At 71.5% G+C, this 22165-nt stretch carries 19 protein-coding genes and 2 pseudogenes; 9 read left to right on the plus strand and 12 right to left on the minus strand.

From position 1 onward, the window contains the following. Position 1: 1 nt before the first annotated feature. The 10 genes from IEZ11_RS30105 to IEZ11_RS30150 all read right to left on the minus strand — a co-directional run bounded on the left by IEZ11_RS30105 (position 2) and on the right by IEZ11_RS30150 (position 12885). Positions 2-5152 carry a hypothetical protein gene (locus IEZ11_RS30105; RefSeq protein ID WP_229713437.1) on the minus strand — a complete coding sequence of 1717 codons (5151 nt, stop codon included), beginning with the start codon at positions 5150-5152 and terminating at the stop codon, positions 2-4. A gap of 127 nt (positions 5153-5279) precedes the next feature. Continuing rightward, positions 5280-5780 carry a hypothetical protein gene (locus IEZ11_RS30110; protein WP_189266062.1) on the minus strand — a complete coding sequence of 167 codons (501 nt, stop codon included), beginning with the start codon at positions 5778-5780 and terminating at the stop codon, positions 5280-5282. Positions 5781-5879: 99 nt separating this feature from the next. Further along, positions 5880-6092 (minus strand): hypothetical protein, encoded by a 213-nt coding sequence (locus IEZ11_RS30115; protein ID WP_189266063.1) that lies wholly within the window; start codon positions 6090-6092, stop codon positions 5880-5882. Then, positions 6089-7531 (minus strand): gluzincin family metallopeptidase, encoded by a 1443-nt coding sequence (locus IEZ11_RS30120; protein WP_189266064.1) that lies wholly within the window; start codon positions 7529-7531, stop codon positions 6089-6091. Before IEZ11_RS30120 ends, IEZ11_RS30115 begins: the two co-directional genes overlap by 4 nt. Positions 7532-7755: 224 nt before the next feature. Further along, positions 7756-8343: a Uma2 family endonuclease gene (locus IEZ11_RS30125; RefSeq protein ID WP_189266065.1), complete on the minus strand. Its 588-nt coding sequence runs from the start codon at positions 8341-8343 to the stop codon at positions 7756-7758. A gap of 35 nt (positions 8344-8378) precedes the next feature. Continuing rightward, the gene (locus IEZ11_RS30130; RefSeq protein ID WP_189266066.1) at positions 8379-9317 is read right to left on the minus strand and encodes a hypothetical protein; all 939 of its coding nucleotides are present in this window, start codon (positions 9315-9317) and stop codon (positions 8379-8381) included. Positions 9318-9589: 272 nt separating this feature from the next. After that, complete coding sequence (locus IEZ11_RS51175; protein ID WP_229713438.1) at positions 9590-9814, minus strand: DUF6932 family protein; 225 nt, start codon at positions 9812-9814, stop codon at positions 9590-9592. A gap of 36 nt (positions 9815-9850) precedes the next feature. Next, a complete protein-coding gene (locus IEZ11_RS30140; protein WP_189266067.1) occupies positions 9851-10738 on the minus strand; it encodes a helix-turn-helix domain-containing protein in 888 nt (295 codons plus the stop codon). A 257-nt stretch (positions 10739-10995) separates the two neighbouring features. Continuing rightward, the gene (locus tag IEZ11_RS30145) at positions 10996-11370 is read right to left on the minus strand and encodes an ATP-binding protein (protein ID WP_189266127.1); all 375 of its coding nucleotides are present in this window, start codon (positions 11368-11370) and stop codon (positions 10996-10998) included. 213 nt (positions 11371-11583) lie between these two features. Next, positions 11584-12885, minus strand: a complete 1302-nt coding sequence (locus IEZ11_RS30150; protein ID WP_189266068.1) for an RNA-guided endonuclease InsQ/TnpB family protein — start codon at positions 12883-12885, stop codon at positions 11584-11586. A gap of 190 nt (positions 12886-13075) precedes the next feature. On the opposite strand from IEZ11_RS30150, the pseudogene IEZ11_RS30155 reads away from it, so the two are divergent. The 3 genes and pseudogenes from IEZ11_RS30155 to IEZ11_RS51185 form a co-directional block, all read left to right on the plus strand. Continuing rightward, positions 13076-13603, plus strand: a pseudogene (locus IEZ11_RS30155) (DUF5753 domain-containing protein); the annotation flags it as partial. Continuing rightward, a pseudogene (locus IEZ11_RS51180) lies at positions 13600-13671 on the plus strand (DUF397 domain-containing protein); the annotation flags it as partial. The pseudogenes IEZ11_RS30155 and IEZ11_RS51180, both read left to right, overlap by 4 nt. A 70-nt stretch (positions 13672-13741) precedes the next feature. Beyond that, on the plus strand, positions 13742-13945 hold the full coding sequence (locus IEZ11_RS51185; RefSeq protein ID WP_229713446.1) for a DUF397 domain-containing protein: 204 nt from the start codon (positions 13742-13744) through the stop codon (positions 13943-13945). Between the two features lie 55 nt (positions 13946-14000). On the opposite strand, the gene IEZ11_RS30165 is transcribed toward IEZ11_RS51185, so the two are convergent. Further along, positions 14001-14576, minus strand: a complete 576-nt coding sequence (locus tag IEZ11_RS30165; protein WP_189266070.1) for a TerD family protein — start codon at positions 14574-14576, stop codon at positions 14001-14003. A 172-nt stretch (positions 14577-14748) separates the two neighbouring features. Here IEZ11_RS30165 and arfB point away from each other — a divergent pair, with 172 nt between their 5' ends. The 5 genes from arfB to IEZ11_RS30190 all read left to right on the plus strand — a co-directional run bounded on the left by arfB (position 14749) and on the right by IEZ11_RS30190 (position 19383). Beyond that, on the plus strand, positions 14749-15186 hold the full coding sequence (arfB, locus tag IEZ11_RS30170; RefSeq protein ID WP_189266071.1) for an alternative ribosome rescue aminoacyl-tRNA hydrolase ArfB: 438 nt from the start codon (positions 14749-14751) through the stop codon (positions 15184-15186). A gap of 295 nt (positions 15187-15481) precedes the next feature. Beyond that, on the plus strand, positions 15482-17971 hold the full coding sequence (locus tag IEZ11_RS30175) for a sensor histidine kinase (RefSeq protein ID WP_229713439.1): 2490 nt from the start codon (positions 15482-15484) through the stop codon (positions 17969-17971). Next, entirely contained in the window at positions 17968-18399 is a 432-nt protein-coding gene (locus IEZ11_RS30180) for a roadblock/LC7 domain-containing protein (protein ID WP_189266073.1), read from the plus strand. Before IEZ11_RS30175 ends, IEZ11_RS30180 begins: the two co-directional genes overlap by 4 nt. After that, complete coding sequence (locus tag IEZ11_RS30185) at positions 18396-18794, plus strand: DUF742 domain-containing protein (RefSeq protein ID WP_189266074.1); 399 nt, start codon at positions 18396-18398, stop codon at positions 18792-18794. The genes IEZ11_RS30180 and IEZ11_RS30185 overlap by 4 nt, the downstream gene beginning before the upstream one ends. Next, the gene (locus IEZ11_RS30190) at positions 18775-19383 is read left to right on the plus strand and encodes a GTP-binding protein (RefSeq protein ID WP_189266075.1); all 609 of its coding nucleotides are present in this window, start codon (positions 18775-18777) and stop codon (positions 19381-19383) included. The genes IEZ11_RS30185 and IEZ11_RS30190 overlap by 20 nt, the downstream gene beginning before the upstream one ends. Before the next feature lie 177 nt (positions 19384-19560). Here IEZ11_RS30190 and IEZ11_RS30195 read toward each other — a convergent pair whose 3' ends face one another. Then, positions 19561-20052, minus strand: a complete 492-nt coding sequence (locus IEZ11_RS30195; RefSeq protein ID WP_373294995.1) for a flavin reductase family protein — start codon at positions 20050-20052, stop codon at positions 19561-19563. A 418-nt stretch (positions 20053-20470) separates the two neighbouring features. Between IEZ11_RS30195 and cdgB the strand changes: the two genes are divergently transcribed. Then, on the plus strand, positions 20471-22126 hold the full coding sequence (gene cdgB / locus IEZ11_RS30200; RefSeq protein WP_189266076.1) for a diguanylate cyclase CdgB: 1656 nt from the start codon (positions 20471-20473) through the stop codon (positions 22124-22126). Positions 22127-22165 lie beyond the last annotated feature (39 nt).

Genomic DNA, 22165 nt, shown 5'->3' on the forward strand with positions numbered 1-22165 from the left:
CTCAGGGCGTGGGCGCCGCCTTCTTCCGCAGGCCCAGATGGTCGTCCGGGTCCTGGAGCCGGTCCGGCTGCGCAGCAAGCGCGCGGCGGACCACCGGCTCCGGCATCCGGATCACCACCGGCCGGGGCAGGGTCAGCTCCCGTACGGCGGTGCCGGTACGGCCGGACCGCACGCGGTTGGTCACCCGCGCCACCACCCGTACGTCCAGCGTGAACTGCACCAGGACCGACGCGGACTTGGGCTTGTGCAGCGGCATCGACCCCGACGCGTTGACCGCCCCGTCGGCCGCGCCGCCCGCCCCGCCGGCGTTGCCCATCAGCTGGTTGAGGCGGAACTCGTCGGCGTTGAGCAGCCCGGCGCCCGCCAGGCCGCGGGCCGACCTGCCGTGGTCGGCGGAGCTCAGGCCGTCCGTCTGGGTGGGCCGGGGCGCGTCCAGGTGGCTCTGCCCGACCGTCTCGAAGGTCATCTTGTCGCCGACGCCCAGCACCCGCCCGTCCCGCAGCCGCGCGTGCATCGACGCCCGCAGGTCCTGGCCCTCCACCCCGGTGACGTGCACCGGGGGCAGCTCCGCCCCGGCGGAGGTCAGCAGCGGCAGCGCCGCGATCAGCCACTCGGTGGAGACGGCCTCGTTCAGGGTGTACGCGGCGGCCTGGCCCTTGTTCCGGAAGCGGTCGCCGCCGCCCGCCGCCCGGACCGCGGAGCTGACCAGTTCCCGTACCTGCGGGGCCCCTTGGAAGCCGTTCACCTGCGCCTCCATCGGCAGCCGCACACCCGCGGAGCGCCAGCCGCCGAGCGCCGCCGGCCGGTCGTCCCCCGGGCCCGGAGCCGGGGGGACCGGCTGGTGGCGGGGCGCGGTCAGCCGGGCGAGCGCGGCCAGGTCCTGGTCCAGGACGCGGTGGGTCAGCGCCTGGCGGCCCAGTGAGACCAGGGCGAGCCGGCGGTCGCCGCGGTGCAGTTCGAGGGTCGCCTCGATCGGCACCCGCATCTTCGACGACTTCGCGGTCTTCGCCTCCGCGACCGTCTTCATGCCGAGCTGGCCGCGGCCGGCCGTGCCGGAGCGCTGGGAGCCGCCCGAGCCGACGCCGAGGCCCGCCGCACCGCCGGTGCTCTTCAGCTGCCCGACCCCGCCCTCCGGTTTGCCGGAGCCGCCGAGGATCCCCTCCACGCCGGTCGTCACGGCCTGGTCGTGCGCGGCGGCCTGCTGGGTGACGGCCGCGGTGATGTACTCCATGTCCCGGCCGTCGTCCGCCGCGCCGTCGTGGGCGCCGTCGCCCAGGCGGCCGACCTTGAACACCGCCCAGTAGGGGGTCCTGCGGCCGTCGAACAGTTCGACGGTGACCCCGCCGTCCATCGCGCTCGACAGCAGTCCCGCGCTGCCGTCGCGGTCCAGGACGCGCAGCAGCCGCTGCACGTTGTCGTTGCGGTCCGCCAGCTGCTGCCGGGGCAGCAGGTCGTCGGCCAGGCTCTGCTGCCCGTTCTCCGCGAGGCGGGAGCGCAGCCGGGCCAGCAGCGGCACGAAGTTCGGCAGGTTCTCGACCATGCCGAAACCGAGCGGCAGGCCACGCGCGAAGGACGGGCCGGTGCGGGGAGGCGCGGTGCGCGGTGCCGCGGAGGACGAGGACCGGCCCGTGTCGGCGGTGCGCGTCCCTTCCCGCGCCTCGCGTTCGGCACCCGCCCGGGAGCTCTCCGCCGTCGTCTGTCGTGTCCCGGCCGGTGACATGAGGGTCGGTTCCGGGTCGAGTCTGAGTTGTCTGCGGATCTGTGCCGGGAGCTGGGCCTCCGTCAGCCACACCGCCGCCTCGGCCGGCAGGGTGCGGGCGCCCGTCGCCACGTAGGGGCCGCCGCCGGTGACCTTGACCTCGGCGACCATGGTGACCAGCAGGTCGCACTGGACCAGGTACAGGGGCGCCTTCTTCGGGGTGTGGGCGTTGCGCTCGACCGTGCCGGACAGGGCCGCGGACCGGGTGTCGCCCGTGCTGGTGGTGCGGTTCCCGGACAGGCCCTGGCCCAGGCGCCACTCGGCGCCGTTCTCCGAGCCGGTCGCGCCGAACTGCCAGGTGCTGGTGGTGCCCTGCCCCTCCTGACCGGCCGCCTGGTGGCCGCCGAGCACGAAGGTCTCCGTGCCGGGACCCGCGCCCCGGTGCAGGAACTTCGGGTTGCCGAGCGTGAGCCGGGTACCCACCGCCCCGTTCAGCGCGGCGAGCCGGCGCGGATGGCGCAGGTTCTTCACCACCCACCCGGAGGACGCGGCCTGCCGCAGCGAGGCCGTGATGGCCTGCGGCCCGAACCGTTCCTCGATGGCCAGCCGCGGCGCGAGCCCCTCCGTCGCCAGCGCCGGATCCTCGCGGGCGTCCTTGTTGCGGGCGGCGGCCCGGGACAGCAGCTGGAAGGCGAGGTCCCGGACGGCCTGTCCGTCGCCGACCGTCTCCACCAGCTGCCAGTCCCGCAGCGGCTGCCCGACCGACGGCCGGGGCACGAGCGTGGCCAGGTCGCCGATGCCCTCGGCGGTGACGGCGTGCTCGGGCCGTGCGGCCTGCGCCCGCCGCCGGTCGCGGACCGCGTCCTGGCGCTGTCTGCCCTCCTCGTCGAGGGTGAACTCGGTCGGCGTGACCAGACGTACGTCCTGCTCGTCCAGGTGCAGTCCGGCCATCGGGCGCGGCTCGGGCGCGTCCTGGCCGGGGGAGCCGGGGGTGAGGGCGCGGCCGAGCTTGCGCTGCCGGGAGGTCATGGTGACGTTGACGTCGAGGCGCAGGGCGGCCCCGAAGGTGGCGGCCTTCTCCGAGCCGTTGGTGAGGACGTCGGTGCGGGTGGTGGGGCCGGCCTGGTTGCGGCGGGTGCCGGAGCGGTGCCTCTCGTAGCGGGCCGAGCCGGTCAGGGCGCCGGGCACGAGGCGGGCCTGGCCGAGCACCAGTCCGCCGATCGAGCGCGAACTGCCCCGCCCGCTCTGCGCGTTGCCGGTGACACCGGAGTGGCTGCGGACCAGCCAGTCGTCGGTGTCGCCGAGGTAGCCGGTCTCGCGGAGCTGCCCTCGGACGCGGAGCTGTACGTCGTGGGAGTGCAGGGTGGTCTTGCGGCGCAGCCGCACCCGGATGCCGGTCGTGGTCAGCTGGTCCTTGTTGACCCGCAGGTTGGTCTCGGACAGGGCGGCCATCAGCTCACGGTGGTTGCGCCGCTGGAGAGCGGCCTCCTCCTTGCTCGGCGCGGAAGCCAGCCGGTCCGTACCGAAGGCGGGCAGATAGCCGGCCAGCCGGGGATCGGTCGCGAACAGCTCCTGTACGGCCTTGACCATGGGCCCGGTGTCCAGCTGGCTGAGGGTGACGCTGGAGCCCATGGCGCCGAAGGGGAGGTGCCGTTCGACGTCGACCTCGTTGCCGTCCTCGTCGGTGCGCTTCGGCTTCTCGATGAACTCCTTGGTCTTGGTGCCGGGCGGCAGCGGCAGCCCGAGCGCATGCGCCTCGTCGGTGCGCAGGCTCATCCACACCCGCATCGAGTGGTGGGCGACCCGGGTCCCGGGGCGCAGGATCATCTCGGCCGACCGCGGCCCGGTGCCCGCCGCGGTGAACCGCACGTCCGCGAGATAGAGCGTCTTGTCGCCGCGCACCTCCGCGCCCTGGCGGCTGGAGACGGTCTGCTCGGCCACCGTGAACCGCGCCTTGCGGGCCGCCGCGACCGGCATGGCCGTGCCCCGCACGATGGCTGCGTTGCCGACCGCGCCGACGCCGATGGCCGGCCCCAGGCCGCCCATGCCTGCGCGTCCCTTGCCCGCGCTCTCGGTGATGGTGTGCTGGGTCTGCTGGTGGGTGCGCAGCTGGGTCCCGCCGGTGCCCCAGGCGGGCGACATGCCGGTGATCTCGGCGTGCATGCGGTAGCTGCCGACGCTGCTGCCGTCCTTGGACGCCAGGTCCTCGCCGGTGACGCCGTCGCGCAGCAGCCGGGGCAGGTCCTCCAGGACGGTCGCCGTGGCGGTCGCCTCGTGGAGCCGGGCGCGGCCGGGCGCCCCGGCGGCGGTCAGCGAGGGGTGCAGGACGGAGGCGACCGCGTCGAAGAGCCCGCCGCCGCCCTGGTGCGGGGCCGCGGTGTCGGTGACGGCGACCGGGGCCATGGAGTCGGCGAGCGAGACCCGCCGGGCGGTGTCGGCCTGGACGGGCTGCGGGGCGGCGGGCGCCGCGGTCCCGGCCGGGACGAGGTGTTCGGTGGGCACGCGCTGGGTGAGGGTGCCCGAGCCGTGGAAGGTCTGCGCGGCCGCGGCGCCGTGCTTCTTGACCCGTACCCCGTACCGCACCTTGCGGGGCGCCTCGACCGAGCCCTTCTCGCTGCGCAGCACCCGCGGTTCGGCCACGTTGCGCTGGCTGCGGGACTCCCGCGAGGACTGCCAGGGCTGCGCGCTCGCCAGAGCGGCGCCGCCCAGCCACAGCCCCGGCACGACCGGCGCGAGCCCGAAGGCCATGCCGCCCACGCCGGTGCTCGAACCGCCGCTCGCGGTGGTCGCGACGGTGGTGGCGGTGTTGTGCTGGACGTCGACCTTGGTGTCCTTGCCCTCGGCCTCGTCCACCGGGGCGAGCGGCGCCCCGTCCGGGTCCGGCACGGTGTTGGCGAGCAGGTCCTTGGGATGGAAGACCGGCGGCCGGTCGTCGGGGGCGCGGGAGACGGTGACCGTGACGTCGTACGACTCCTTGCCGCTTCTGCCCTGGACCGTGAAGGCGCGGCCCTGCCCGTAGAACGACTCGGGGCGTCCGGCGAGTTCGGTGCCGATGTCGGCGACCGTGCCGTCGCCGTGTCCGACGACCGCGGCCACCGCGTTCCGGACGAACTCCTGCCCGGTCAGCCCGTACGCGGTGGAGAGCCCGGCGGCCTGGAGGTCCATGAGGTAGGGCGGCAGGACGAGGCCGGGGGCGGTGTGCTCCTCGGCGATGGGGGCCACGGGCGCCACGGGCCGGGAGACGGCCGTCCGCTTCCCCGCGCGACCCGTACGGTCCTCGCGCAGGGCACGCGTGGTGGCCGTGTTCCCCGCGGCCCGCTGGAGGGCGAGCAGCCCCCGCGCCGTGGTGCCGACGGGACCCACCGAACCGTCGGGCCGGGCGGGAGCCGTTCTCGGGGAGGCCTCCGGGGAAGCGTCCTTCGTGTTGTCGCCCGACTGTCGCTGCGTCCTCACGCAGCCAACGTACGGACGGCCGGGGCGCCCACGACGCCTGGCGCCGACTCCCGCCTCAATTGTCACTCGCGGCCCAACAAGAGGCCAACTCCCGTACACCCGAAGGTCGTTTAGCCCTCCGAAGAGGTCACGAAACCCTCGGGAAGCGGGCCTGGAGCGTCCAGATCGCCGGGTTGTCGGCCAGCTCCTCGTGCATGTCGGTGAGGTCGGCGATCAGGTCGTGCAGGAAGTCCCGGGCCTCCCGGCGCAGTTCGGTGTGGGAGAAGGTGAGGGGCGGCTCCTCGGCCGGCATCCAGTCCGCCTCGATGTCCACCCAGCCGAAGCGGCGCTCGAAGAGCATGCGGTCGGTGGACTCGGTGAAGTCGAGTTCCGCGCGCTGGGGCCGGGCGGCCCGGGACCCCGCCGGGTCGCGGTCGATCCGCTCCGCGATGTCGCACAGCGCCCACGCGAAGTCGAGCACCGGTACCCATCCCCAGGCTGTGGACAGTTCCCGGTCCGCCTTGGTGTCGGCGAGGTAGACGTCCCCGCAGAACAGGTCGTGACGCAGGGTGTGGACGTCCACCCGCCGGTAGTCCGTCTGGGGCGGGTCCGGGAAGCGGTTGGAGAGGGCGTAGCCGATGTCGAGCACGTGCCGATGGTGTCACGGCCCGGCCCTCCGGGGTTTCTGACGGGCACCGGCCTCGTGGTCGCCGCCTCCTGGAAGCCCCGGAAGGCCGAGGTGCGGCCGTCACGTCCCGGTGAAGCGGATCCGGCGGAGCCTGCGCCGGCCGTCCTTGTCGTGCTCGACGACGTGGGTGGCGTCGGGGGGTACCTCCTGTCCCTCCGGGACCGCCTGGCCGCGGGCGAGGAGGTCGTCGATGAACCGTTCCTCCGCCTGGCGCCGGGCTGCCTGCGCCGGGTCCTCCCCGCTCTCCCCGCTCTCCTCGCGCGGGGTGGTCACCGTGGTGGCGTTCCGTCGCAGGGCGCGGCGAACAGGACCCGGTCGAGTATGAGTCCACCCGATTCCGTACGGGTGACGGCGTGCGTATGGGTCCTGGTGCCGTCGGCGACGGGTGCCGCCGGGGTCAGGACCTCGTCGGGCACCTTGACCCGGCCTTGCCGGAAGAGGTCCTCGACGAAGGACAGGGCGGCCCGTTCCGGGGTCGCGACCTGTCGGAGTTCGCCGGCCTCGGGCGCCGCCCCCGCCACCCGGAATCGTGGCTCCTGCCCGGGAACGCGTACGGAGAACGCACCGGTCAGACCGAACCGTTCGCCCGGGACGGTGGTCTCGGCCAGCGACGGGAGGGGCCCTGGTTCCGGTTCGGTGACAGCCGCGAGGTGCTCGTCCGCGAGGGTGGCCAGCGAGATCGTCTCGCCCGGCGAGAGGATGCCGTGGCGGATGAACGCGGCGCTGAGGGCCGGTGCGTGCGCCCCGCCGTACAGCGCCTGGTCCGCGGCGAGCATGTGGGCGGCCGTCTGCGCGAAGAAGCCGGGCACCACCGGGGCGGTGCGCAGCGCGGTCACCAGCAGGCGGCCCATGATGTCGCCGGCCGCCACGAGTCCCGCGCCGTCGCGGTTCTGCTGCTGCCGGAAGATGCCGGCCAGACCCTCGAAGAACGCTCCGGTGAAGACCCTTGAGAAGTAGTGCGGTTCGCTGGAGAGCTGGCTGGCCGGGGCGAGCGGCGGGAGCGCGACCGGGTCCTGGTAGAACCAGCTGTTCGCCGCGTTGCGCAGACAGTCGGATTCGACCTTCGCCGGGTCGGTCTGACGGATGGCCCAGCCGAGCTGCTCCGCCAGCCGGGACAGCCGGGACGACTGTGCCGGGTTCCCGTGGGTCTCGGCGAGGACGTCGTCCGCCAGCGATCCGACGTCCAGGGACGACAGGATCGCGCTCATGTCCCCGAACGACTCGTGGAAGGCGGCGATCTCGGCGCTGAAAGCCCCCCAGAGCTCGGGGCGCAGGGCGTCCAGGACCGCGTGGCCGGTCTCGTGGCAGACGACGTCCGGGCTCTCCCCGGAGTGCACCGTCACGCCGGAGACGGAGTGCCGGAAGAACTTCAGTCCCTCCCGGTCGTAGAAGGCGTTGAGGAGGTCACCGGAGTCGAGGACGGCCTCCAGTACGGGACCGACATCCGGGTTCCACACGGTTCCCGTGGGGAGATGCTTGTCCCAGAACGTCGCGGCCCGGCTGAGGGCGTCGGCCGCGGCCCAGTACCGGAACTCCTCGCTGCCGGCGAAGTCGCCGCTCTGCGCGGGTCGCACCCCGGCGACTCCGACCGCCAGGGCTGCGCTGCTGCCGTCCGGCACCGGCCGCTGGATCGGCTGCCGCGTCGCCGGTGGCTGGCCGGGATCGTCCTCCCAGGCCCGGATGGTCTGCGTCTTGGTGTCAGGCTGTGTCATCGCCGCCTCCTTCGGCCGAGGCCGAGGCGCGCGAGCCGAATCGGCTGCGCCGCGCTGCCCTGCGGCAGGCGCCACACGAGAGGGGGGAAGCGGATACCGACCTGCCGGGTGAGAGGCACCGGCGGTCTCGGTAGGCACAACTGCCCAGCAGGGCTTGGCCGTTTTCTGCTTCCATCGTGCGCCTGAACCGGTTGGTCCGCATCCCGGTCAGGGGCCGCACCCGCTCAGTGCCGCGCGCCGTTCCCGTCGCCGTAGCGCGGCAGACCGTCGGTCGAGATGGTCCAGTCGCCGATGGTGACGTCCTCGCCGTAGACGAAGTCCTTGCGGGTCGCGTAGCGCGGGCCGTCGGGGGTGGGGTGGATGTCGGTGAGGACGGCGCCGGTGCCGGTGCGGGGGTCGAAGATCGCGTAGACGGGGATGCCCATCAGGGGGTAGTCGCGCACCTTGCTGACCCAGTCGTTGTCCGGGTTGGAACAGGAGACGATTTCGACAGCGGCGATCAGCGTACGCGGGTCGAAGGACCCGTCCCCCTCCATGTCGACCTCTGCGATCACCATGATGTCGGGGCGGCGCAGGATGCCCTGACCCACGTCCTCGACGTCCGGCCTGCCTGAGTGGGCCAGGACGTCCTGCGGCATGACCTTCTCCAGCCGTTTCCGGAGACGAGCCCTCGTCAGCTCGTGAGGGCCGTTGGGCGAGAGCAGGTCCTGAACGATCCCTTCCCAGGTGATCTCGAATTTGCCGGGGAGAGTGTCCTCTGAGGCTTCGACGACATCTCGCATGGCACGGTAGACGTGGATCGCGACGTTCATGGTCAGAAACCGAGACAGGTGATGTGCATCGGGCTTCAGGGGGAGGGCTCAAGCGGAAGCGGGGGTTGTTCCGCGGCTGGTCCCACATAGGTGTACTCGGTGGACCGCGCGATGCCCATGGAGTCCAGTTGCTGCCGGAACCGGACCCGGAAGTGGACGTTGTCACCGAGACCGGGGCGCATGCGCAGCAGTTCGTCAGGTTCCTCGAAGCGGACGTCGTATGCGGGTGCGTTCTTGGCGGTACCCGTCTTGACCTTCACCATGCCGCTTTCCCGTAGTTCGGTGATGCGACCGGAGATGGTGATCTCCTGGTCGCGATCCCTGGTCTCCCGCAACCGTTTCACGTAGCTCCTGCCCTGCTCGGTCAGGCGGGCACGGCGCAGGCTGCCGTCGGCCCCGTACCAGGTCACGCCCAGATCCAGCGCGTACCTGCTCAGAGCTCGGGATACCGTTTCGACCGCGTCGAAGAGCTTCGCCCACTCGCGGATATCGCGTTCCGACTCAAGAGCGTCGAGCAGCATGGTGAGGGTGCCGATACCGGTGGCGGCAGCGGACGTGGGGGGCGCGTCGAGGGCGTCGGTTCGGGCGGACTCGACGGGTGTGGTGACGGGCCGGGCGTGTACGACGGTGCTGCCTGCCGAGATGCCCGTGAGTTCCAGCTGTACCGGCGTACCTGCGGCAACGGAGACCAGGTGCTCCACGGGTTCGAGCAGTGCATCGCCCCACTGGAAGCGGAGAGCACCGCCGTCTGCGTCCGGCCCGGTCAGCCGCAGCTGGAGCTCCTCTTCGAGCAGAGCGTCCGGTGCGTACTCACGTGCTGCTGCCAGCCGGCTCGCCCGGTGTTCCGCCTCGATCTCCTCGTCGTGCCGCTCCTCGGTTCCCCATGCGTCCAGGAGGCGGGCAGCGCGTTGGGATTCGGCCTGGTCGCCTCCAAGGAGCGCGCGTCTGCGCTCGCGCCAGCTGTCGCCGGTCACAGTCGCACCTCCAGATAGCCGCGTGCCGGGGTGGCACTTTGCTCGGATGGCGAGCGGTCGTTCGTGCCCGGCAGCCTGCAGCGCTGCCACCAGTCGTCCCACACACCTCGCGAGACGCCGAACTTCTCCCGCATCCTGGTCCTGCTCTGGAAAGCCGTGGTCAGCCACTTGGAGCCCGGCTTCCCACGTACGGCGCGTTCAGCACGTGTGTCGACCAGGACGGTCACATCAACGTTCGCGGGATCGACTTTGGTACTGACGTAGCTGCCGCCCTACCACAGGCTGTGGATAAGAGTGGTGCCGCCGAGGACATCGGTGTAGGTGTCCTCCAGCGTGAGGAACACGTCGAGGTAGTCGTGTAGACCGTCCCACAGTTCTGCGCGTGTCGCGGAGCTGTCGAACTCGGCCGCGTTGACCAGCATGGACTCCGCCTCGGCGAAGGAGACGGAGTACCGGCCCAGAGGGAGAAAACCGTTCTCGGTGAATGAGGGGAGCACGAGAAGTCCTGTCTGCCGAAAGGGTGATTCATCCTGCTAGGCAGCCGCCGGGAGATCCGATCGGCAGTCGCGGCAGCGGCCGGGTGTGGCGGCCCGGAAGGGGCGGTCGCAGCCGTCGCAGTTCTGGAAGGGGTGTCTGGGCTGCGGGGCCGGTGCGGCCGGCGGCCGGAACGGGGGCGGCGGTGGAAGCTGTGCGGCCAGCCGGTGGGCCAGGAAGGCGGCCGGGCGGATCAGGGGTTCCGCCGGCAGGTTCGCGGCGAGGGCGTCGCGTACGACGGTGGGGGCGACGTCGCGCTCCAGCCAGGCGGCGACGCCCGGGGCGAGGTGCTCGGCGTCGGCGGCGGAGAGGAGGAGGCGGGGGTCGCGGCGGTGGAGGCCGGCGAGGATGTCGAGGGCTGTGCGGAGGAGAGCGGGGGAGGTGTTCGAGGGCCGCGGTACGGCCGGGAGGCGCTTGAGGCGAGGTGGCTTGTCCGTGGCGGCCGTGGCGGCCGTGGCGGCCGTGGTGCGTCGGCCGGGTCTGTCGGGGGTCTCGGTCGGGGCGGTCCGGTGGCCGGGCCGGTTGCAGGAGACCGTGCGGGTGATGATCCGGCCGTCGGACACACGCTCGCGTTCGCGGCGCAGGTAGCCGTGGGCCTCCAGCTCCCGCAGTGCGGCGCCGATACGGTCCCGGCCCTCCGGGAAGCGGGCCGTCAGGCTCTTGATGTCGACCTGGGCGCCCTTCGGCAGCGACTGGATGTGCACGCCGAGGCCGATCGCGAGCGCCGAGAGGGTGGGGTGCTGGGCGAGGTGGTTGCCGATCACCACGAAGTGCGAGGTGTGGCGGGCGTTGTCGTGCAGGAGACCGCCGGACCCCCGGTTCGGGTGCTTCCTGGCGGCAACAGGGGGCTTGGCGCACAAGGGCGCGCTAGGGTTTTCGGTATCCATCGGGAAGCTGTTCTCTTCCTGGGTGGTCAGGCCCTCGCACTGGGATTGCCGTCCCGGCGGGGGCCGAAGTTTTTCTGCGGTTGTCGCGCTGAGCGTAGGGCACGCAACCCACCTCAAATCCAGTCCAGTTGGGCATATTCACTCGCGGGAGTGACGCTGCGCGACGGGCGGGAGGGGTGGGGTTTGGTGTGGTTCTTTCTCCCCGCTTCATCCCTTGGGTTTTGACGTCCCTCGCGGCCGAAGCCCGGATTCCCGGTCTACGGTGACACCCCGATCTCGGCCCACACCGTCTTGCGCGGCGGGAGTCCCGGGGCCACGCCCCACTTGTCGGCGAGCGCCTCCACGAGGACCAGGCCCCGGCCCGCCCCGGCGTCCGGTGCGAGCGGCCGCGCGTGCGGCAGGCGGTCACCGCGGGTGTCCGTGACCTCGATCCGCAGCGTGTCCCCGACGACGTAGAGGAGCAGGCCGAAGTCGCGCCCCGACACCCGCCCGTGCGTCGCCGCGTTCGCCGCCAGCTCGGCCACGATCTGCCGCGCCGGGTCCAACGGCAGCCCCCAGGTGCGCAGTTGTTCGACAGCCAGCAGACGGGCCAGGCGGGCGCCACGCGGCGTGGGCGAGAACCGCAGGCTCATGTTGCGGACGGGGGTGGAGATTTCATCGTTCACGTCACTCAGCGTGGCCGGGCATGCATACCGTGCACAGTGACGAAGCCCTTGCGTACGGTGACTGTCCGGCGCTTGTCCGGTGCTGTCGTGGCTGTCGGGAGCGTTCGTACGGGTAGGGCGGTCGCGGGTACGGGCATACGGCACGAAGGGGCGTGGGATGAGCTTGACATCCTCCCCCTCTTAAATGAGGGGGATTCCAACCCTGGTGGGTTGAGGTTCACGGGCGCTCGAACGGCTGGTGGCCGCTGTCACCCCTCCGGCACCGGCGTCTTGCCGGGGGCGGGGGATCCCGCCCTGTCCTGCCGCGACGTTGATGCTCGCGTTCTCGTCCGCGTTGCAGGTGAACCCGCAGGACACGCAGACGAAGTCGGCTTGGCTCTTGCGCGACCTCTTCTCGATCCACCCACAGGCACTGCACCGCAGACTCGTGTAAGGCGCGGGAACATCCTCGACCCGGCCCGGGGCCTTGTGCCCGGTGCGCTGCCGCAGCAGGCCCCAGCCCTGGGCGAGGATGCCCCGGTTCAGCCCAGCCTTCTGCCGGACCTTCGTGCCGGGCCGCTCCGCGGTTCCCTTCGCGGAGCGGGTCATGTTCTTGATGTTCAGCTTCTCGAACCGGATCACGTCATAGCCGCGGGCGAGCATGGTGCTGGTCTTCTCACACCAGTCCTTACGCCGGTTCACCTCACGCGCCTTGAGCCCGGCGGCCCTCGCGTACGCGGCCGCCTTGCCGGCACTGCCCTTCGGGGCCCGAGCCGCGCGGCGCTCGTGCTTGCGGATCTGCGCGCGCTCCCTGACCGTGAGCTGCGGGCAGTTCAGCTTCCGGCCGTCCGACAGGGCCGCCGTGATCCTCACGCCCCGGTCGACACCGACGACCTCGCCCCTGCCGGGCGCGGGAACCGGCTCGGGGACGACAGCGAACGCGATGTGCCACTGACCGTTACGGCAGGTGACCCGGAACGTCTTCGCCACGGGAAGCCGGGCGCCCTCGCCCCGGGCGCTGAGGCGGAAACGGACCCAACCGCAGCCGGGCACCCTGACCTGCGCCCACCGCCGGTTCAGCCTCTGCACCACGACCGAGCGGCCCATCACCTGCTTCCCGGTCTTCCGGTTCAGCTTCGCGCTGCCGTCCGGCTCGAACTCCGGTACACGGTCCGTGCCGATGACACGGAAGCCCTCGTGCACATGCTTCCTGCGCCAGGTCGGCTCACCGAAGCCCGAGGTGAAACGTGCGCTCTTGGCCTGAGCGAAGTCCTTCAGGGCCTGCTGCTGCACGTCCGCGTTCCCGGCCGCCAGCCACTCACTCTCCCGCCGGGCCCCGGTGAGCTGACGGCACTGCTCCGCAAAACCGGGCGCGGACCTGCGGCCCGGCCTCCAGTGCCCGTGCTGCTCGACCGCCAGATTCCACACGTACCGGGCGTGCGCGCAGTGCAACAGCATCTGCTCCGCCTGCGCGGGCGTCGGGTACATCCGGAAACGTGACATGCCGCGAACTTAGCCACCGCGTTCCCCACCCGCGCACACCATCGACCGACATCACCCGAGGGAGTGAACACTCCCGCCTGCCGACCCGGCCCCCTATCGCCCTGACAGCGATTCGGCTTCCTCTGTCCCGCTCCGCGGGAGCGGGCATTCACCCCGCCCCGGCCCTGAAGGACCGGGCACCCTGCCCGAGAACAAGGTGGAGATCGGGGTGTACGAGTGCAACAGCGTCAACGGGCTGTTGCAGACGCCGGAGCACGCGCGAGCCGTCATCTCGGCGGCCCAGCCGCCCTACTCTCCGGACGACGTGGAGCGCATGGTGACGGCCCGTCTGGCCCGGCAGTCGGTCTTCGAACGCGACCCGGCTCCATCTATCCACTTCGTGCTGGAAGAGGCGCCGCTACGCCGCCCCATCGGAGGCACAATGGCTTGGCGGCGGCAGCTTGAACGTCTGCTGGAGGTGGGGCGGTTGCACAACGTCACGCTTCAGGTGATGCCGTTGAACTCCGAGGTCCACTCCGGTCTGGACGGACGGATCGAGGTGCTGAAGTTCCCGGACGGTACGGCGGTGGGGCGCTCCGACGGCGCGTTCAACGGCCGAGCGACATCCGATCCGAAACAGCTCCGCGTCCTTGAACTGCGGTATGGCACCATCCGGGCGCAGGCTCTCTCACCAGGGGAGTCGCTGGCCCTGATCAAGCAACTGCTGGGAGAAACATGACTCGCAAGGCCCCCTCCGGGGACGCCTCCGAACTGGCGTGGTTCAAGAGCAGCTACAGCGACGGCAATAACGGTGAGTCCTGCGTCGAAGTCGCCCTGGCCTGGTTCAAGAGCAGCTACAGCAGCGGCAACAACGGCGATAGTCGCCCTGGCCTGGTTCAAGAGCAGCTACAGCAGCGGCAACAACGGCGAATCCTGCCTGGAAATAGCCCCCACCCCCACCGCCATCCACATCCGCGACTCCAAGCACACGCACACCCCCGCCACCCCCGGCGGCCCTCAACTCGCCCTCACCCCCTCCGCCTGGGCGGCCTTCCTGCCCTACGCGTCGGCGGCGCACTGATCCCGCGCCGGACCCCCCGGCCGCATCCACGCGGCCGGGGGTCGACGTCCGTCCGTCAGACGTTGACGCCGAAGTCCTGGGCGATGCCGACCAGGCCCGAGGCGTAACCCTGGCCGACCGCGCGGAACTTCCACTCCGCGCCGTTGCGGTAGAGCTCGCCGAAGACCATCGCCGTCTCCGTCGCCGCGTCCTCGGAGAGGTCGTAGCGGGCGATCTCGGCGCCGCCGGCCTGGTTGACGATGCGGATGTAGGCGTTGCGGACCTGGCCGAAGTTCTGGTTCCGGTTCTCCGCGTCGTAGATCGAGACCGGGAAGACGATCTTGTCGATGTCGGCGGGCAGGCCGGCCAGGTTGACGTTGATCGCCTCGTCGTCGCCCTCGCCCTGGCCGGTGCGGTTGTCGCCGGTGTGGACGATCGTGTTGTCCGGGGTCTGCTTGTTGTTGAAGAAGACGAAGTGGGCGTCCGAGTAGACCTTGCCCTGCGTGTTGACCGCGATGGCCGAGGCGTCCAGGTCGAAGTCCGTGCCGGTGGTGGTGCGGACGTCCCAGCCGAGGCCCACGGTGACGGCGGTCAGGCCCGGAGCCTCCTTGGAGAGCGAGACGTTGCCACCCTTGGACAGGCTTACAGCCATGGTCGGGAGTCCTTTCCCTTGTCTGCGTACGGCCGTGCGGCGTACGGGGTTGAAGCTACAGCTACCCGTATGAACGCCACGAGGGGTACCGAAGGTTCCATCTCGCTTTACCTTCTTTGCCAAATTGTTGGTGAACATAATCGCGTGACGTGCGCCGGTCAGCCGCGCGACCATGGGGGGCATGTCCGGTCCTTACGTCATCCGCGGCTCCGTCTCGCTCCCCGAGGCCGAGCTCCTCTGGCGTTTCTCCCGCTCGTCCGGGCCCGGCGGCCAGCACGTCAACACCAGTGACTCGCAGGTGGAGCTCCGCTTCGACCTCGCCAACACCGGGGCGCTGCCGCCGGTCTGGAAGGAGCGCGCGCTGGAGCGGCTGGCGGGGCGGCTCGTCGACGGGGTCGTGGTCGTGCGTGCCTCCGAGCACCGGTCCCAGTGGCGCAACCGTGAGACCGCCGCCGTACGCCTCGCCGCCCTGCTCGCGGAGGCCACCGCACCCCCGCCCAAGCCGCGTCGGCCGACCCGCATCCCGCGCGGGATCAACGAGCGCCGACTGCGGGAGAAGAAGCAGCGGTCGGACACCAAGCGCGGGCGCACCGGCCGCGACTGGTCGTAACGCCGCCCCCTCCCGCGGCGGCGGTGCGGCGGCGGTCCGGCCGATCGATGAGGCGAAACGCTTACGCGCCGCGTTCGATGTGGCTACCATCTGCCACCAGTCGCCGGAATTTGGCGATTATTTCCTCATGGATGCGCCGAATGGTGGGGGGAGTGTCCCTAAGGTGACCGAATTTGGCAGGTTCGTGCGCAGACGAACCGGGAGTCCAGCCGTCGAGAACCAGCCATCGGATGGTGCGCCGACGTCAGCTGCCTCTCCCGGTCGACTGCCCCTGCGCACCGTTCTGATCATCCTCGTGGTCGTACCGAGCCTCGCGCTCGCGCCCCTGTGGGGCCTGAGCACGTACCAGCTGGCCACCCGCTGGCAGTCGGAGAAGGCCCAGAGCGACCTGGGCTCCTCGTTGGGCCTGCAGTCGTCCGCGCTCTTCCAGTCCCTCGACGAGGAGCGGCGGCTCACCGCGGAGGCGCAGGCCGACCCCGGTACCAGCACCCGCGGCAGGCTGGCCACCGCGCGCGCGGCGACCGACAAGGCGGTGGCCGGCTTCCTCCCGGTGGCGGACCGGAGCACCGCGCACGGGCAGCAGGGACTCGACACGGCGCTGTCCGGCACCGTGCGCGGCCTCGACCGGCTCGCCGCGCAGCGCAAGGCGGTGGACAGCGGGTCGGCCGGCCCGAAGGCGGCGTTCGACTACTACAGCGGCACCATCGACTCGCTGATGGACGTCTTCACCGCGCTCGGCCGCCGCAGCAACGCCGAAGCGGCCCTGCTGGCGAGCACCCTGGTCGACCTCTACGGCGCCATCGACAGGATCGGGCGCGAGGACGCCCTGCTCGGCCGTGACTGGCAGACCGGGCATCTGAAGGTCGACGAGTACGACGTGTTCGTCGATGCCGTCGGTGCTCAGGAGTACCTGCTCCAGCGGGTCGCCCTCGGCCTCACCGGTGCCGAACTCGACACCTACAGGAAGATGACGGCCGCCGCGTCGTGGAAGACCCAGCACGGCCTGGAGGAGCAGGTCATCGTCGCCGGCCCGCACCACTCGCCGGGCGAACTGGTGCTCGGCCAGATCCACACCCGGTGGCGCGCCTCGCTGGACGCCAACCGCCCCCTGCTGCTGAACCTGGTCCAGGTCCGGGCCGCGCACCTGGACAAGGTCTCCGCCGACAGCGTCAGCCGGCTCCGGTGGACCCTGATCACCGTCAGCGCCGTCGGCCTGCTCGCCGTGATCCTGGTCATCCTCACCAGCTGGCGTCTCACCGTCCTCCTGCGCCGGCGCATCCACGCCCTGCGCGACGAAGCCGTGGAACTCCAGCAGCGGCTGCCCGACGTGGTGTCCCGGCTGGAGCGCGGCGAGGACGTCGACGTGGACCGCGAGGTCCGGCTGGTCGAGCCCACCCCCGACGAGCTCGGCGAGCTCGGGCGCGCCCTGAACGCGGCCAGCCGCAGCGCCGTGGCCACCGCGGTGCGGCAGGCCGAACAGCACCGCGGCTTCGAGCGGCTGCTCCAGCGGATCGCCCGGCGCACCCAGATCCTCATCGGCCTCCAGCTGCGCAAACTGAACGAGCTGGAACGCAAGCACGAGGACCCCGAGGTGCTGGAGGGCCTGTTCGACCTGGACCACCTCACCGCCCGGCTGCGCCGCTACGAGGAGAACCTGGTCATCCTCGGCGGCGGCCAGCCGCAGCGCCGCTGGCGCAAGCCGGTCCGGCTGCTCGACGTGCTGCGCGCCGCGCAGAGCGAGGTGCAGGACTACCGCCGGATCTCGATCGACGTCGAGGACGAGCCCTGGGTGTCCGAGCGGGCGGTGGGAACGCTGGTGCACATCCTGGCGGAGCTGATGGAGAACGCCGCCGCCTTCTCCAAGCCGCCGACGCCGGTCGAGGTACGGGCCGCGCGGGTCGGCCGGGGCGTCGCGGTCGAGATCGAGGACCGCGGCCTGGGCATGGAGCCCGAGCACTACGCCGAGGCCAACGCCCTGATGGCGGCGCCGCCACAGCTCGACGTGATGACCCGGGCCGACGACGTACGGCTCGGCCTGTACGTGGTCGCCCGGCTGTCGGCGGGGCTGGGCCTGCGGGTGGAGCTGCGGCCGTCCGCCTTCGGCGGCACCCGGGTGGTGGTGCTGCTGCCGGAGCAGGTGGTGGTGGAGGCGCCCGCCGTGGCGCCCGAGCCGGTCGTGCTCCCTTCGGAGGTCCTGCCGCACCTGCCCGGTCCGCGGCGGCACCCGCACGACGCCGGTGCCGGGCCGCGGGCGCCGTACGAGGGCGGGCGGTTGCCCACCCGCGCCAAGGGACACGCGATGGCGAACGTCACCGCCTCTAGTCCCCGGCCGGCGGACGAGAACGCGGCGTCCCCGGCCGCGGCGCGGCCGCTGCCCCAGCGGGTCCGCCAGGCCAGCCTGGCGCCCGAACTCCAGAACGCGGAGGAACCGGTGGAGCCGGGTGAGCCGGATCTCTGGACGTTCCCGGACCGGCCCGGCCGGTCCGGGGCCACGATCGGCGCGTTCCAGCGGCAGTCCCGGCGGGCCCGCGGCGGGAACGACACGGACGACGACACCGCCGGCGGTGCCAACGGCACCGTCCTCAACGGCACCGGTGACAGGGGCGGCAGCGCCGACGGCGGCGGCAGCGGCCACGGCAGCGACGACAACGACGGCCGCCGTGACAACGACGGCAACGGTGACGGCACGGACGTCGGTGGCGGCACGGACTTCGGTGACGGCGACGGTGAAGGGCCCGCCTCGTCCGGCCGGCCCGGCTCTTCTAGGACGGATGATCGAGGATGACGCAGCGTACGACGGCCACCGACGTGGATCTGGACTGGCTTCTCGACGGCCTGGTCGACCAGGTCACGGGCACCCGGCACGCCATCGTGCTGTCGGACGACGGCCTGGTGATGAGCCGTTCGCGGACCATCGAGCGCTCGGACGCCGAACGGCTCGCCGCGATCGCCACCGGCCAGCAGAGCCTGGCCCGCGGCGCCGGGCAGCTCTTCGGCGGCGGCCCGGTGCACCAGGTCATCGTCGAGATGGCCGACCTGTGGCTGTTCGTGATCTCCGCCGGCCGCGGCACCCACCTGGCGGTGACCGCCTCCCAGGAGGTCGACGCCGAGCTGATGAGCGTCGCGATGCACACCCTGGTCCAGCAGGTGGGCCAGCGGCTGGGCACCGACGCCCGCGCGCCGCTGTCCGATGACGCGGGGAGAGCCGGATGAGGCACTGGACTGAGGGGTTCGACGACGGTGACGCCGACGAGCAACTGGTCCGTCCGTACACGATCACCAGCGGGCGCACCGCTCCTGAGCGGGCGGATCTGACGCTGATCACCCTGGTGACGACGCTGCCCGAGGTCAGCACGCAGGCGGCGCTCGCGGTGCGCAGGATGCAGCCGGAGCACCGGACGATCCTCGGGCTCTGCCGGGAGTCCAAGGCGGTGGTGGAGGTCGCCGCCAAGCTGGGCCTCCCGGTGTCGCTGACCAAGATCCTCATCGGCGATCTGGTCGACTCCGGTTACCTGTGGGCCCGTTCACCGCAGCCGCTCACCCGGGCCACCGGCCCTTCCGACATGACGATTCTCCAGGCGGTGAGAGATGGACTTCGCAAGCTCTGAGCACGCGGACCGGACGGCGGGCCTCGCGCACACCGCTCCCCTGGCGGTGAAGATCCTGATCGCCGGCGGGTTCGGTGTCGGGAAGACGACCCTGGTCGGCGCGGTGAGCGAGGTCGCCCCGCTGCACACCGAGGAGTACCTGACCCGGGCCAGCATCGGCGTGGACGACCTGGACGGGGTGAACGGCAAGTTCACCACCACCGTCGCGCTGGACTTCGGGCGGATCACCATCAGCGGCGACCTCGTGGTCTACCTGTTCGGCACCCCCGGCCAGGAGCGCTTCTGGTTCATGTGGAACGACCTGGTCAACGGGGCGATGGGCGCGGTGGTCCTGGTCGACACCCGGCGACTGGAGGTGAGCTTCGCCTCGATCGACTTCTTCGAGAGCCGCGGCATCCCCTTCGTGGTGGGCGTCAACTGCTTCCACGGGGTCCGTGACCGGACGGCGGAGGAGATCCGCGCGGCACTCGCCCTCGACCCCCAGGTGCCGCTGGTGCTCTGCGACGCCCGCGACCGGGGGGACGGCCGCGATGTGCTGCTGGCGCTCGTCGACCACTTGATGGCCGGTCGGTCCGCCACGTCCGTGTAGGCGCGTCCCGGGCCGGGGCGGGGGCCGAGCCCACCGCCCCGGCCGGACGTGAATGCGGAGTGCCGTTCTCGAATGTGCGGTGGTGACTTATTCAGGGCTGAGCGGAGAAGGTGTCCGCGTACTCCGGAAAGGCCGCTCGGCAACTGTTCACGGAATGACGAAACGGACCGCGCGGTTTCATCCCAGCTGCCGGTAACGGCCCCGGAAATACATCAGCGGGCCGCCTTCCGCGCTCGGCAGTTCGGCGGTCAGGACGCGGCCGATGACGAGGGTGTGGTCACCGGCCGCCACCCGCTGTTCGGTACGGCACTCCAGGGTCGCGAGGGCGCCGCCGACCAGCGGGGCGCCGCTGGCCTCGCCGCGGACGTACGGGATGTCCTCGAAGAGCAGGCGGTCGCTGATGCGGCCCTTCATCGCGAAGCGGCCGGCGATGTGCCGCTGGCTCTCGGTGAGCACGGAGACCGCCCACCGCGGCTGTTCGTCCAGCAGGTCGTCCATCCGGGAGCCCTCACGCAGGCTGACCAGCACCAACGGCGGGTCGAGGGAGACCGACAGGAATGCGGTGGCGGTCATGCCGACGTCCTCGCCGGCCGGTGCCAGCGGGTCGTCCGGGTCCAGCGGCGGCTCCTGCGCGGTCACCAGGACCACACCGGCGGCCAGCCGGGACATGGCGGCCTTGAACGCGTCGTTGCTCACCCCCACAGCATGCCCGGTGGCTTCTGCGGCGGAGGCGGAGGGAGTCTTCAGCACGCCGGAAACGCTAGTGTCGGACCCGGCGCGGCCACATCGGCCATCGGCCCGAGCCGGGTCCTAGGACCAAGGGCGGGCAAGTGCGGGACAAGGGCGCGTCGAAGGGCCGTAACGTGCATCATGTGCACACGCCCGCAAAGGCTGTGTTCAGTAAACACACAGGGAAAACGCAGAAACTCCACTCAATTGTTCACGTTCTCCTGTGACTTGAGTCACAAGAGGTGCGAATTGTTGACCCTGTGTACCGAGTGGGCAGCGCGCTGTGATTCAGTGGCTGGGAAAAGTAGCGCCGAAGCAGACCCTTGATTCGCTGCGAGGTCTCGGGGGGAGGGCGAGCATGGAGACCGAGTCGGAGCCCTACGTCCGTCTTGCGTCCCTGCGACAGCTGCACCAGGTCATGGCCGACATGAACACGGCCCGCAGCCTGGCGGACACATTGCAGACCGTCGCCGACGGCGTGATCACCGCTCTCGGTTACGAGATGGCGTGCGTCAACCTCGTACGCCCCTCCGAGGGCGACCTGGTCGTCGCCGCCTTCTCCGGCAACTCCGCCGCCGAGGCCCTGATCACCGGCCGCGTCGGCTCCCGGGAGTCCTGGGACCGGCGGCTGAACATGGGCGAGAAGTGGGGCGACCTCGTCTTCATACCGCACACCGAGGGCTGGGTCCTCGACGACGACGACGTCCCGCAGTGGTACACCGACGGCCCCGCGCCCCGCTTCGAGGACGAGTGGCACCCCTCCGACCGGCTCTTCGCCCCGATGTACACGCCCGGCATATCGGGCAGCTCCTGCGGCGAACTGCTCGGCGTGATCTCCGTCGACCGCCCGCGCAACGGCCGGCACCCCGGCGCCTGGGGCCGTGAGGCCCTCCAGATGTACGCCTTCCAGGCCGCGATCGCGATCAGCAACGCCCGGCTGCGCGCCAACATGCAGCGCGCCCTGGTCCGCCTGGAGCGCGAGCAGCAGGCCCTGCGCGCCAGCGAGGAGAGCTTCCGGCAGGCCTTCGAGTACGCCCCGTCCGGCATGGCGATAGCCGAGATGGGCGGCGACCAGCACGGCCGAATACTGCGCAGCAACGACGCGCTCTGCCGGCTCCTGGGCCGCCCCGCCTCCGCGATGCGCCGCTACGCCTTCTCCGACCTGGTCCACCCCGAGGACATCGGCACCCTGCTCCGCACCTCCGCGGAGGGCGGCCGCGCCGAGCTCCGCCTGGGCCGCCGCGACGGCACCTACGTCTGGGTCTCCCTGCGCAACTCCGTCGTCGCCGACGCGGCCGACGGCCCCCGCTTCCTCCTCACCCACGTCGAGGACATAGAGGAACGCAAGCGCCGCGAGCTCCAGCTCGCCCACCGCGCCTCCCACGACTCCCTCACCGGCCTTCCGAACTCCGCCGAGCTGCGCTCCCGGCTCTCCTCCCGGCTCTGCCGGCGCGCCGAGGCCGACGGCGCCCTGGAGTCCCTGGACGCGGCCTACGGCCACCCCGCCTACGACGCCAACGGCCACGGCTTCGACTTCGCGGGCGTCACGCCGTCCTACGAGGGCTACGACCACCACGTGCACACCATCGCCCCCGAGCACGGCCGTGACGACGGCGCCAAGGGGCTCGCGGTGCTCTTCTGCGACCTCGACGGCTTCAAGTCCATCAACGACCGGTTCGGGCACAACGCGGGCGACGCGGTCCTCATCGAGGTCGCCCGGCGGCTGACCCGGGGTGTCCGGGACGGCGACACGGTGGCCCGGCTCGGCGGCGACGAGTTCGTGATCCTCGCCGACGGCCTCGGCAACGCCGACGCCCAGGACCTCGCGGTACGCCTGCGCAACGAGATCATCCAGCCGATCCGCGCCGAGGGCCGGGCCGTCCGGGTGGGCGCCAGCTTCGGCATCGGCTGGGCGCACTGCGGCATGACGGCGGACGAAGTCCTGAAATCCGCCGACGAGCGGATGTACGTAGAGAAACGATCTCGTCCCAAAGCACATCGACGTGCCGGATGATGCGCAGGTCAGTGTGCTGATGCGGTCTGAGTCACCTGT

This window comes from Streptomyces fuscichromogenes (assembly GCF_014645815.1).
Taxonomy (GTDB): domain Bacteria; phylum Actinomycetota; class Actinomycetes; order Streptomycetales; family Streptomycetaceae; genus Streptomyces; species Streptomyces fuscichromogenes.